Source organism: Acidocella aromatica (genome assembly GCF_014201825.1).
Taxonomy (GTDB): Bacteria; Pseudomonadota; Alphaproteobacteria; order Acetobacterales; family Acetobacteraceae; genus Acidocella; species Acidocella aromatica.
Genome location: NZ_JACHFJ010000001.1, coordinates 229,214 through 241,307, shown reverse-complemented (window position 1 = coordinate 241,307; position 12,094 = coordinate 229,214). Strand labels below are relative to the sequence as shown.

Here is a 12,094-nt window from a genome sequence, read left to right as displayed (position 1 = left end):
CCGGACGGATGGGTGCATAGCTCAGTTGGTAGAGCAGCTGACTCTTAATCAGTAGGTCCAAGGTTCGAATCCTTGTGCACCCACCATCCAAAATATTTCAGGTAAAGACGGAAATTTTAAGGCCGCTTCAGCGGTCTTTGTTGTTTCTGGGCCTCATGTCATTCCCCCTACACCGCCTCAGCCGCTCCTGTGTTAGGTGCGGCTGAGGCGGATTCACGGGAGATGGTGGATTACATCGGAGGCACGCTGTTGCCGCGGGTTTTCATGCACTGCGCATACGCTATATTGTAGCTCTGCTGCGCGGACATGCCCTGCTGGTTGTTCTCATGCATGCTATAGGCGCCACCGCCGAGAAGCCCGGCGCCAGCGCCGATTGCTGCGCCCATGCCGGCATTGCCAGCCGCAGCCCCAAGCAGTGCGCCGGCAGCCGCTCCGCCCACGGTGGTTGCTGCAGTCGTGCCAACGGGGCTGTTAAGGCCCGTCCGCGGTGCCTGATAGCTCTGGTTCTGCGCGAAGTTGCGGCAGACGTAATCGTCGTTCTGAAACTGCGTGAGCGTTTTATGCGGCCCCGGCATAACGGTGATCGTCGGCCCGGTAGGGGGGGTGGGCTGGCAGCCAGTGAGCAAGACTAAAGCCGCTGCTGCGGGGGTAAGGCGACGAAGATACACGAGCATGATAACCTCCAGATTGTATTTTGGACCTACTGCGGCCCCTGTGGATCGGGGTGGCACGATTTCAATATAGTGTCACATCGGCCGCGTGTCAGTTGGTTACGGTTCATACCGTTACGTCGATACTTGTGGGCAGCTGGTCCAGGCGGACGAAGCTTGTTCCCGCCGCGTGCAGTGCCTTCAGTCCGGCGGCGATGCCCGCGCCGCTGTCGCGCTTGGGCTGGTTGATATGGCCTTCGATCACATCGCCATTCTTCGCCGCCGTAATCCGCGCCGCCACGGTGCGGGCGGGCAGCGAGGCCCCTTCATCCGAGTTCAGTGAATACCCGGCGATCTTGAACCCCATAGCCTCGATGGCCGGGATCGCCGCCGGGCTATAGATGCCAGCCGCCGCCCTGTACCAAGTCGGGCGCTTGCCTGTCGCGGCGGTAATGGCGGCGGCGCCGTCCAGCACCTCGGCACGGATGGCGTCCAGCGTGCCTGCCGGGGCAATGCCATAGATCGGCACCGTTCCCAGCACCGGCGGAATATGCCGCGCCCCGTGGTTCTCCAACTTGAACAGATCGGGGCGGGATTTAAGCAGGGCCAGGCCGTCCGGGTTCCAGCGCATCCAGGTTTCGGTAACGAAGATCGTCGCCGGGATGTTGCAGGCAATCAGCGTATTGGCGATGCGCTCGTCGAAATGCCCGGGGCAGGCATCCAGCGTCACGGCAACCCCGGGCACTGGCAGGCGCAGGCAGGGTTCCACCAGCCCGGCACCACGTCCGCCATGCCAGAGTGGCAAGGTGAGCGCCCCGCCAAAAAACGCACGGCGGGAGAAGGGGGGGCAGGAGGTACACATTGGGAGGCTGGTCCGGCAGGTTTCGCGCGCCTCGTGCCGCAGGGGAGGGGCTGCGTCAACGCCCTGGCGGGTTTTACGCGCATCAGGTTACGGCTATATTATGCTAATGTTCAGACCATGCCTTTCACGGCCCGTGCGTGGGGTGCTCCTGGCGGTACTCGCCGCGGCGTCGCTGGTTGCCTGCGCGACCCAGCCCGAGGCCGCCTCCAAGTCTGCTTCGGAACAGGCTGCCGCGCCCACCAAGCAACTCCACCAAGTGGAGTCCGCTGCCTATGAGCGGGGTTTCCTGGCTGGCCGGCGCTATCAGGCCAAGCTCGACGGTTCCCGTCCGCCCTTGCCCTGCACGGCACCCCCGGTCTCCGGTACGGCCGCCCCAGCACCCGCCGCACTCACTCCGGCACCCGCTGCGCCGCAGCCCAGCCCGCTCCCTTCCAGCAGCTATGCTCCCTCCGGCCCGGCCCAGCCCGTAACTCTGCCCTGACAAGGCACTCTTGAGTCCTGAGCCGCGAACCGCCAAACAGCGCGTATGGCTCCTCCCCCGCTCCTCCTGCTTACCGACATCTCCATCACCCTCGGCACCGTGCCGCTGCTCTCGGGGGCGTCGCTCTCGGTTGGGGCGGGGGAGCGCATCTGCCTCGTCGGTCGCAACGGCTCGGGCAAATCCACCCTGCTGAAGATCGCCTCGGGCGAGGTCCCCTTTGATTCCGGCACCCGCTTTTTCCAGCCCGGCGCGACCATGCGTTATCTGCCGCAGGAGCCTGACCTCTCGGCCTTCGCTAATGTCATGGACTATGTGTTGGCGGGGCTTGGGCCGAATGACGACGAATATCGTGTCCGCTATCTGCTCGGCGAGCTGGGCTTAAGCGGCGACGAGAAGCCCGCGAATCTTTCGGGCGGCGAGGCTCGCCGCGCCGCACTCGCCCGCACCCTGGCCCCCAGCCCCGACCTGCTGCTGCTGGACGAGCCGACCAACCATCTCGACTTGCCCGCCATCGAGTGGCTGGAAAGCGAGCTGAAGTCGCTTTCCTCTGGCCTCGTGCTCATCTCCCACGACCGCCGCTTCCTGGAGAACCTCTCGCGCTCGATGGTCTGGCTGGACCGTGGCCAGACCAAGCGCCTGGACAAGAGCTTCGCCCATTTCGAGGCCTGGCGCGACGAGGTGCTGGAGCAGGAGGAGCAGGAATTCCACAAGCTGGGCCGCAAGATCGCGCGCGAGGAGGATTGGCTGCGCTATGGCGTCACCGCCCGGCGCAAGCGCAACGTCAAGCGTTTGGCCGGGCTGCATAGCCTGCGCGCGGAGCGCCGCAACTACACGCATAAGCTTGGTACGGCCAAGCTGGCCTCGCTGGACGCCGCCACCTCGGGCAAAATCGTCGTCGATGCCGACGGAATTTCCAAGAGCTTTGGCGAGCGCAAGGTGGTCGACAATCTCACCTTCCGTGTGCTGCGCGGCGACCGGCTCGGCATTGTCGGCCCCAATGGCGCAGGCAAATCCACGTTGCTGAAACTGATCCTCGGGCAGTTGGAACCGGATGCCGGCGCCGTGAAGCTCGGCGCGTCGCTGGAAGTGGTGACGCTGGACCAGCAGCGCGCGGCGCTCAACCCCAATACCTCGCTGGCCGACACGCTAACCGGCGGCAAGAGCGACCAAGTGCATGTCGGCAATCAGAGCCGTCATGTGATCGGCTATATGAAGGAATTCCTGTTCAAGCCCGAGCAGGCGCGTACGCCGGTGGGCACACTTTCGGGCGGCGAGCGCGGGCGGCTGTTGCTGGCGGTGGCGCTGGCCAAGCCCTCCAACCTGCTGGTGCTGGACGAACCGACCAACGATCTCGATCTGGAAACATTAGACCTGTTGCAGGAGATGCTGGCCGACTACACCGGCACGGTCATCGTCGTGTCGCATGACCGTGACTTCCTTGACCGTGTGGCGACTTCAGTGCTGGCCTCGGAAGGCAATGGCAAATGGGTGGAATACGCGGGCGGATATTCCGACATGCTGGCCCAGCGCGCTGGTGCGCCGGCGGCGGAGCAGAAGGGCGAGAAGAAAGCGGCCCCCAAGCCGCAAGCCGCAGCGCCCAAGCAAGCCGAACCGGCGGCGCGCAAAATCTCCTTCAAGGAGCAGCATGAGCTGAAGACGCTGACGGTGGAAATCGACAAGCTGCATGTCGAGATCCAGAAGCTCGATACCATCCTCGCCACGCAGGGACTGTACGAGAAGGACCCGAAGAAATTCGCCGCCGCCACCGAGGCACTTGGCGGCCTGCACGCCAAGCTGGAACAGGCCGAGGAGCGCTGGCTGGAGCTGGAGATGCTGAAAGAAGGTTAAAGAGTTTTTTGAAGACTACTGCTCAGCGCGCCACCGGTTCGAACGCGCTGAGCAGACCTAAAAAAATTTTTAAAACTCAGTCCGCGTACGGATTCGTCGTGCCGCGCAGATAGATGCGGATCGGCACGCCCGGCATTTCGAACGTCTCGCGCAGGCTGTTCACCAGATAACGCTGATACGTCTCCGGCACCTGCTCCGCACGCGTACCGAACAGCGCGAAGGTCGGCGGCCGCGCCTTGATCTGCGTGATATAGCGCAGCTTCAGCCGGCGCCCTTCCACCAGCGGCGGGGGGAAGCGCTCCAGCGCCGACTCGAACCAGCGGTTGAGTTGGCTGGTGGGGATGCGCAGGTTCCATTTCTCGTAGGTGGCGCGCAGGGCGGGGAACAGCTTGGCCACACCCTCGCCGGTTTCGGCGGAGAGCGGCACCACGGTAATGCCTTTCATCTGGCTCAGCGAGATGGAGATACGATCGAGTGCCGCCTTGCGCGCATCGCCGCGGTCTTCCACCGCGTCCCATTTCGTCAGCGCGATCACGCAGGCCCGGCCCTCGCGCTCGATGAGCCGTGCGATGTGCAGATCCTGTTCCTGCACGCCGTTCACGGCGTCGACCGCCAGCACCACCATCTCGGCCTTTTTCAGCGCCTCGATCGAGGAGGAGGTGGACATCTTCTCTAGTCCCTCATCCACGCGGGCGCGCTTGCGCAGCCCGGCGGTGTCCACAATCCGGTAGAGCTTGCCGTCGGGCCCGGTGAAATCCGCGGAGACGGCATCGCGTGTCAGCCCAGGCTCCGGCCCGGTGATCATGCGCTGCTCGCCCAGCAGATAGTTCATCAGCGTCGATTTGCCTGCATTGGGGCGTCCGACGATGGCCAGATGCAGCGGCAGATTCTCGTCCGACTCCGCCTCGCCCTCTTCCGGCTTGGGCAGCCGGTCGGCGATCTCGGTCATCAGGTTGTAGATGCCCTCGTTATGCTCGGCCGAGATGGCGCAGGGCTCGCCCAGCCCCAGCTCATAGGCTTCCATCGCGGCGGTGGCACCGCCCCGGCCTTCGGCCTTGTTCGCCACCACAAGCACTGGCTTGCCGGTTCGGCGCAGCCAGGTGGCGAAATGATGGTCCTCCGGCAGTAGCCCGGCGCGGGCATCGAACACGAACAGCACGAGGTCCGCGTTCTCCACGGCCAGCGAGGTCGAGGCCCGCATCCGGCCCGGCAGCGTGTCCGGTGCCGCTTCCTCCAGCCCGGCGGTGTCCACCAGCAGCACTTTCGTGCCCGCCAGTACGCACTCGGCCTCCTTGCGGTCGCGCGTTACGCCCGGCGTGTCGGCCACAAGCGCGATTCGCGCCCCAGCCAGCCGGTTGAAAAGGGTGGATTTGCCGACATTCGGTCGGCCGGCAATAACAACGTGGGGTATCATGATCAGGCATACGCCGTAAGGTTGGCGTTGCGCGTCAGCTGCAGCAGCATGCCGCCAGCGGCCAGCGGCGCCATATCGGCCACGCCACCATCCTTCAGCTTCACCACATGCTGTAGCGCTCCGGCCACCGGGTCCACCAAGGCGGCGGTGCCATGGTCGCTCACCAGCAGCAGTTGGCCGTTCACCAGCAATGGCCCGGCCCAGCTGATCGGGTCTTTCTGCTTCTTCGGCTTGGCGTAGAGCGGCAATTGCAGCGACCAGCTGATCAGCCCGTCATCGGCATGCACGGCGTAGAGGATCTGGTTCTTGTCCAGCACGAAGGCGAAGCCGCCGGCCAGACAGATGGGCTGCGTGCCGGTGGCGCCATGCGTCCACACCTTGGCGCCGGAATGCAGGTCCACGGCCATCATCGTGTCGCCCAGGTTGATGGCGTAGACCACGCCGCCCGCGATCACCGGGGAGGCGACGATGTCGGAAAGGTCGAGCTGCCCGCTCTGGCCGAAGGAGGCGGCGAGGCTCTGCTCCCACACCGGCGTGCCGGAGTTGGCGTTGATGGCCGCGAGCAGACCGTTGGAGAACCCGGCGACGATGATGCCATCGGCAAAGGAAGGGGGGCCTGCAACCGCCACGGCGGCGGAGTTGGGTTGCCCGGCTGAACCGTCGAAACGCCAGCCCGGAGTGCCGGAGGTGGCGTCGAAAGTCAGCAGCAGGTCATCCTGCGTGACCAGCGCGACCAGTCCGCCAGCCACCAGCGGCGCCGAGCGGGTGGGGAAGTCGAGCTGCTGGTGCCAGAGCAGCTTGCCGGTGGCCGGGTCCAGGGCGCGCAGCTCGGCGTAGCCGGTGCTGGCGTAGACGATGCCGCTGTCATACGCGATGCCGCCGCCCAGATTCTGCTCGGAGGCATGCTTTGGCCTGGTGTTGGCGTGCCAGAGGTGCTTGCCATCGGCGAGCGAGAAGGCGCGCACCGTGGCATCGGCATCCATGGTGAAGACCTTGCCCTCGGCGATGATGGGGCTGGCCGCCAGCGGCCGGCGCAGGCCGCCAGGGGTGCCGATAGGGGCCTGCCATTGCGGCTTGAAGTTCAGCGGCGCGCTCACGTTGCCCGGCGCATGGGTGGGGTTGGCCAGAGGCTGCGGCCAGGCGGTCAGGGCGCTGGCCTGGGGAATGCTCACCGGCGGCGGGTTCACCGCCACATCCATGTCGTTGCCTTCCGGCAGCACGGGGATCTGCGTGCCGATGATCGGCGCTTTCTTGTGCGTGGTGCAGGAGGCCAGCAGCCCGAGCGAGAACAGGCTGGCGGTGGCGGTGCGGCGTCGCATCATGGGAGGGGTCATCCGTTCAACTGGGCAAGCAGGCCCTGGGCGCGTTCGCGCACACCGGCCGGGGCGGTGGGGTCGGCGGCAAGGCTGGTAAACAAGGCTTTCGCCAAGTCCGGGTTGCCCTGGTGTAGATAGGTTAGCGCCTCCACTTCTTGCGCCAGCGCGTGGTAAGGGTTGGCGGTGGAGGCGAGCGGCTGTAGCCGGGCCTGTATGTCGGTATCCGGCACTGCGCCCAAAGCGTGCTGCGCCCAGAGCAGGGTGGCGAGGTCGCGCAGCAGCTTGTCCGCGCCGCCATCCTGAGCCACGCCGGTCCATAGCGCATTAGCCTGGTCCAGCTTGCCGACGGCGGCGTACAGCCCGGCGGCGCGCAAATTCGCCAGGGTCTTGTAGCCCTCGGGGGCGGAGGCCGCGAATTTGTTCAGCGCCTGGGCGGCCTGCACGGCCTGGTCGGGCGGCAGTTGCGCGCCCTGCTGGTCCACGGACTGGCTGAGGGCGAGGTACTGGGTGGCCGCGGCCTCGGCCAGCTTGGCCTTGTGCGCGGTATAAGCCTGCTCCGCGCCGACGCCGATGAGCACCAGCACCATGGCGGCGATCAGAAAACCGCCATAGCGCTTGGCCAGGGAGACCGCCCGGTCGTGCCGCAGATCCTCGGAAACCTCGTCAAAAATATCGACCACGCGATAATCCCATAAGTGCCTTCGTGGGAAACCTCTTAGCCGGGCGTGCCGCGCGCGGCAACGCAGGCCGCTAGGCGGCGCTCCACCCGGCCGCGGCCAATGAGCGGGAGTAGCTTCGCCATCTCCGGTCCGTGCTCCTCGCCGGTGAGGGAGAGGCGCAGCGGCTGGAACAGTGCGCGGCCCTTGGCGCCGGTGGCTTCCGAGATCGCGCCAGTCCAGCTCTTCCATGTTTCCTCGTCCCACGGCTCGGCGGGCAGCGTGTCCAGCGCCGCGCGCAGCACCTGGGAGTTGCCGGGCAGTTCGGGGGCGGGCAGTTCGCTGTTCACCACCTCCCACCAGCGCCGCGCCTCGGTCAGCAGGTCCAGATTGCCGCGAATCGCGAGCCAGAACGCCTCGGTGGCGCCTTCGGGCAGGCGGTCCTTCACGGCCTCGTACTCCAAATGGTGCAGGAGTTTGCGGTTCAGCCCGAGCATCTGCTTGGCGTCGAAACGCGGTGGGGAACGGCCGAAATCGGAGAGGTTGAAGCTGCCGATCAGCTCCTCCATCGGCACGGCCGCCGGATCTTTGTTGGTGCCAAGCCTAGCCAGATACGCCGTGATCGCCGCCGGCTCGATGCCATCCTTGCGGAGCGATTTCAACGAGATCGAGCCGATGCGCTTGGAGAGCTTCTCGCCATCGCCGCCCGAGATCAGCGGCAGATGCGCGAAGCGCGGCACGGGCGACTTGGTAATCGCCTGGAACAGGTCGATCTGCACCGCCGTGTTGGAGACATGGTCCTCTCCCCGAATGATATGGGTGATGCCCATATCGGCATCGTCCACCACCGAGGTGAAGGTGTAGAGCGGCGTGCCGTCGGCGCGGATCAGCACTGGGTCGGAGACCGTGCCAAGCTTGATGTTGCGCGGCCCGAGCACGAGGTCGTTCCAGCCTGCCGCACCGTCCGAGAGTTTGAAGCGCCAATAGGGCGTCTTGCCGTTGGCTTCGGCGGCCGCGCGCTGCTCGGCAGTCATGTTTAGCGCCCCGCGGTCATACACTGGGGGCAGCTTGCGCTTGACCAGTGCGGCGCGCTTGGCGGCGAGTTCGTCCTCGTTCTCGAAGCACGGGTAAAGCCGCCCGGCGGCCTTCAGTTGTTCCGCCACCTCGGCATAGCGGGCAAAGCGGTCGGACTGTCGTGCCGTCTCGTCCCAGCTAATGCCTAGCCAGCGCAGGTCGTCATAAATCCCCTGCTCATATTCCGGGCGGCCGCGCTCGGTGTCGGTATCGTCCAGCCGGAGCAGGAGCGTCCCCCCTTGGTTGCGGGCGAAGAGGAAATTCACCAGCGCGGCGCGCGCGTTGCCGACATGCAGATAGCCCGTGGGGCTGGGAGCGAAGCGAACTTTTACCATCCGCGCGGGTTAGACCATTCTGGCTCGGGGGGGAAGGAAGTTTCAGAGGTTTGTGGGACACCCTTTTTACGAAAATAATGCCCGGAGCGCTTGAACCGGCGGCGCCCTTCGCAACCCAAAAGCTCCTGATGGTTCAGCCTACAGGCTGCTCCGGGAAAGCCAGCTCGTGGCGCGAGCGCCATTCCTCGGTCACGTAGTTCACGATCAGCGAGCGCCGCACGCCGGTGATCCTGCGCTTGACGAAGCCGTGCCATGTATCGCTGCCGGGGATGAAGATCAGCCCGCGATTGCGGATGAACGGGGCGGCACCGGCATGCTCGGTGGGGGAGGCGAAGATGTCCGTGCCCCAGTTCTCCCCCGGCGCGGAGTCGGTGAGGTAGATGAGCATGGTGAAGAATTTGGCGCCGATATCGGTATGCGGCTCCAGCCAGAACCCGTCCGTGTCCAGGCAGTACTCGATGCGCAGCGAGCTGCCCTTGAGGTTCACCGCGCAGCGCCGCTCCAGCGTATGCACCACCTCATGGCTTTGCAGTGCCTCGGCCAGATCGTGGCAGACCGGGAATTGCTGCTGTTGCTCCACGCCGAAGAACCAGCGCTTGGAATTATGCGTCTCGCGCCTTCCTTGCGTGTCCTCGATGGCCGGTGGGGCGACCGGCAGGGCTACGATGTCGTCCACCATCCTGCTGGGCAGCATGTTGTCCAGTAGCCAGTGGCGGTAGGGGGATTGTTTTTCTTGCCCCTGGGCCAAGCTGCCGAGGAAATGCGCGGCCGTGGTGGTGGCGTCAAGCATAGTGCAGCACCTTCTTGGCCGTGGCCGAGATCTTGTGGCGCATCAACTCGCGCTGGGCGGCGAGGCCCGAGGTCATCCAGTTGATCATCACGTAGCGGCGCACGCCGATATAGGGCTCATGGCCGTGGAAGGATTTGTCGGACCGCTTGAACGCCACCAGCGTGCCGAGTTCGGGCGGGACCTCGGCGATCATGTCGTTGAGGTCGTCTGGCCCGCGGAGCAGACGCAGACGACCTCCTTCGGCCTCCCAGCCATCGTTGAAATAGAGCAGGGCGGTGACGAGCTTGGCTTCGCTGTCGGTATGGATGCGCCCGTCGCGCTCGCTGCAGCGGCCGCGCAGGGTCAGCATGGTCGGGCGGTCGGTGAGGTCCACGCCGAATTTCTTCGAGAAGGCGGCGGTGACGGCCGGGCCGGTCAACTCGTCGATCAGCGCCTGGAAATTCGGGCCGGGTCTGGTCGCCTCCACCGGCAGCAGCCCGGCATGGTCGATCTCGGGAAAATCGGCGCGCACGGCCTGCGCCTGCTCCGGCCGGATGAACCCCTGCATGACGGTGTACTGGAAGGGTTCGGTGGCCATAGGCGCTTGCAGGAAGGCGTCGAGATCGAGGATGGCCATGGGCGTTGTCCGGCTCGGGTGGGGAGGAAATTCCGGTCCGGTTAGGCGGTTTCAGCCGTGTTGGGCATTGATGTGGATCAATGCGTAGGGGAAGCCGTTGGGGGGCTGTTAACCATTCGGGGGGATGATCCGCCAGACTCACTGCGAGGCGGATGGCATGCTTGAACATGAATATAGCGGACATGTGATGGAGACGGGCGCCGCGCCCCTGGCCGGTACCGGGTGGGTGGAACGGCGTTCGGCGTCCCGCACACCGGTGATCAAGAGCGCTAAGCTTCTGCTGGGCGACAGCTATAACCAGAGCGTCATCAATTGTCTGGTGCTGGATGAAGCCGCCAATGGCGTGCTGGTGGATTTGGGTACGATGTTCGTGCTGCCGGAGGAGATGGTGTTGCAAATGGCGAGCGGCCCCAGCTACCGCGTGCGAAGGTGTTGGAGTGCCGGCAGCAAGTTCGGGCTGGAGTTCATCGGCGGGCCGCTGGTAAGCAAGGAGGCCGGAGCGCAGATGGCGGCACTTGGGCGGGCGCTTTGGACCCAGGCGATTCCCTTCGTAATCGCGGATCTGCGTTCGCAGCGGTTTTTTGGGCACGAGGATCTGCGCCAAGCGGCGGAGGAGGCCGCCTACAGGAACTTGGAGAAGGTGCTGGTCAGGGGATGAGGCGTTTGTAGATCGTCATGCCTTGATAGCTGTGCCAGGGGGCGTAATTCTGGGCCAGGACGGCGTCCAGCTGGGCATAGACGGCTTGGCTGGACAGGGCGTCGTTGGGTGCTGGCGTGCGGCGGGCGATGAATTGCGGCTGCGTGGCCAGGATGCGCGCGACCTCGGCCGAGGCATTCACCCCAGCCACACGGGGCAGCGTTGTGCGGGTGAGCACCGAGGGCAGCACATAACGCGTGGGTAAAGGCGTGCCGGCGAGGGCGTAGAGAATTGGCTGGGCGTCGAACACATACAGGCTGGCTGGGTGCTGGGCGGCGAGGTCCGCTCCGGCGGCAGCGATGACATCCGGGCTGACAGCGTAGTCCAGGGCCAGTTGTGCGGCGCGCAGCGGTTGGGCCAGAGTGGTGGCGACCAGGGTGGCGCGTAAGGCCGGGCGGGGCGGCAGGCGGGCGTAAAGTGCGCCGAGGCAGACGCAGAGCGGCGGCAGGGCTTGCAGAAAATAATGGTCGTAGAAGCTCCTGGCCGAGATGGCGCCGACGATGGCGCAAAGCAGCCAGAGCGGCGGGAAAATGGCGGCGAGGCTGCGTCCGCGCCCCAGCAACGCCAGCAGGGCAGCAGCGGCATAGAGCCCGCCCCAGCGCACAGCCTGGGTCTGTAGGCCCCAGAACACGGTGCCGGGTGAAAGCGGCACACTGGCCCGCCGCAGATTGGCCAGCACATTGCACTCCCACCAAAGCGGCAATTGCCCGTTGGCGGCGTACAACGCGAGTGCCGCCGCCAGCGGGATTGCGGCGCCCAACAAGCAGGCAAGGCCCGTCTGCCAGTCCCGCCGCCGGTAGAGCAGCAGGAGGAAGACGCAGGGGGCCTCGGTAACGGCGACATCCTTGACCATCACCGCGCAGCCCAGCGCCAGCCCCACCGCCCAGGCCGGGGCATTGGCGAGTACGCCCAGCACCGCCAGGGCTGTGAAGCTGGCCATGAATAGCTCGGTATTGGCGGAGAGGCCGTCATTGGAGAGTGAGGCCAGCCCCAGCGCCAGCCCGGCCAGCCAGGCGGCTTGGCGGCTGGCGGTGAGGCGCTGGGTGATGCCGAATACCGTGCAGGCGAGCAGGGCCACGAACAGCGCTGTGGCCACGCGTATGGCCGCAATGCCGGGGATGACTGCCTGAAAGGCAGCGAAGATGACGTAGATGCCGAGCGGCTTGTTGTCCCACACCGTGGTGTAGGGCAGGTGGCCCAGGCGCCATTGCTGCGCCATGAGGAAGTAGAGGCTCTCGTCCCAATCCAGCACCGCACGGTGCAGCACCGGCAGGCGCGTGAGCGCTGAGAGGGCGAGGAAGACAAGGGCTGGCAGAGCGCGGTTCACGCCGCCCATGCTTGCCAGGGCGCGCGCC

At 65.6% G+C, this 12,094-nt stretch carries 12 protein-coding genes and 1 tRNA gene; 4 read left to right on the top strand and 9 right to left on the bottom strand.

The window, feature by feature from the left end:
- Positions 1 to 10: 10 nt before the first annotated feature.
- Positions 11 to 86 (top strand) — tRNA-Lys (locus tag HNP71_RS01220).
- A gap of 144 nt (positions 87 to 230) precedes the next feature.
- Here HNP71_RS01220 and HNP71_RS01215 read toward each other — a convergent pair.
- Positions 231 to 674: a glycine zipper domain-containing protein gene (locus HNP71_RS01215; protein ID WP_183265019.1), complete on the bottom strand. Its 444-nt coding sequence runs from the start codon at positions 672 to 674 to the stop codon at positions 231 to 233.
- Positions 675 to 777: 103 nt separating this feature from the next.
- On the bottom strand, positions 778 to 1,512 hold the full coding sequence (locus HNP71_RS01210) for a polysaccharide deacetylase family protein (protein WP_183265018.1): 735 nt from the start codon (positions 1,510 to 1,512) through the stop codon (positions 778 to 780).
- A gap of 133 nt (positions 1,513 to 1,645) precedes the next feature.
- Here HNP71_RS01210 and HNP71_RS01205 point away from each other — a divergent pair, with 133 nt between their 5' ends.
- Both HNP71_RS01205 and HNP71_RS01200 read left to right on the top strand, forming a co-directional pair.
- A complete protein-coding gene (locus tag HNP71_RS01205; protein WP_183265017.1) occupies positions 1,646 to 1,993 on the top strand; it encodes a hypothetical protein in 348 nt (115 codons plus the stop codon).
- A 45-nt stretch (positions 1,994 to 2,038) separates the two neighbouring features.
- Complete coding sequence (locus tag HNP71_RS01200) at positions 2,039 to 3,841, top strand: ABC-F family ATP-binding cassette domain-containing protein (RefSeq protein ID WP_183265016.1); 1,803 nt, start codon at positions 2,039 to 2,041, stop codon at positions 3,839 to 3,841.
- A 76-nt stretch (positions 3,842 to 3,917) separates the two neighbouring features.
- Here HNP71_RS01200 and der read toward each other — a convergent pair whose 3' ends face one another.
- The 6 genes from der to HNP71_RS01170 form a co-directional block, all read right to left on the bottom strand.
- Complete coding sequence (gene der, locus HNP71_RS01195) at positions 3,918 to 5,255, bottom strand: ribosome biogenesis GTPase Der (RefSeq protein ID WP_183265015.1); 1,338 nt, start codon at positions 5,253 to 5,255, stop codon at positions 3,918 to 3,920.
- 2 nt (positions 5,256 to 5,257) lie between these two features.
- Entirely contained in the window at positions 5,258 to 6,577 is a 1,320-nt protein-coding gene (locus HNP71_RS01190) for a PQQ-binding-like beta-propeller repeat protein (protein ID WP_183265014.1), read from the bottom strand.
- 8 nt (positions 6,578 to 6,585) lie between these two features.
- Positions 6,586 to 7,251 carry a tetratricopeptide repeat protein gene (locus HNP71_RS01185; protein ID WP_183265013.1) on the bottom strand — a complete coding sequence of 222 codons (666 nt, stop codon included), beginning with the start codon at positions 7,249 to 7,251 and terminating at the stop codon, positions 6,586 to 6,588.
- Between the two features lie 35 nt (positions 7,252 to 7,286).
- The gene (gltX, locus tag HNP71_RS01180; RefSeq protein WP_183265012.1) at positions 7,287 to 8,636 is read right to left on the bottom strand and encodes a glutamate--tRNA ligase; all 1,350 of its coding nucleotides are present in this window, start codon (positions 8,634 to 8,636) and stop codon (positions 7,287 to 7,289) included.
- Positions 8,637 to 8,769: 133 nt separating this feature from the next.
- Positions 8,770 to 9,426: a 2OG-Fe(II) oxygenase gene (locus HNP71_RS01175; protein ID WP_183265011.1), complete on the bottom strand. Its 657-nt coding sequence runs from the start codon at positions 9,424 to 9,426 to the stop codon at positions 8,770 to 8,772.
- Positions 9,419 to 10,042, bottom strand: a complete 624-nt coding sequence (locus tag HNP71_RS01170) for a 2OG-Fe(II) oxygenase (protein ID WP_183265010.1) — start codon at positions 10,040 to 10,042, stop codon at positions 9,419 to 9,421. The genes HNP71_RS01175 and HNP71_RS01170 overlap by 8 nt, the downstream gene beginning before the upstream one ends.
- Positions 10,043 to 10,199: 157 nt before the next feature.
- Here HNP71_RS01170 and HNP71_RS01165 point away from each other — a divergent pair, with 157 nt between their 5' ends.
- Positions 10,200 to 10,700 (top strand): hypothetical protein, encoded by a 501-nt coding sequence (locus HNP71_RS01165; protein ID WP_183265009.1) that lies wholly within the window; start codon positions 10,200 to 10,202, stop codon positions 10,698 to 10,700.
- Here the strand turns inward: HNP71_RS01165 and HNP71_RS01160 are convergent.
- Positions 10,690 to 12,066 (bottom strand): ArnT family glycosyltransferase, encoded by a 1,377-nt coding sequence (locus tag HNP71_RS01160; protein WP_183265008.1) that lies wholly within the window; start codon positions 12,064 to 12,066, stop codon positions 10,690 to 10,692. The two genes, HNP71_RS01165 and HNP71_RS01160, sit on opposite strands and share 11 nt — an antisense overlap.
- Positions 12,067 to 12,094: the final 28 nt, after the last annotated feature.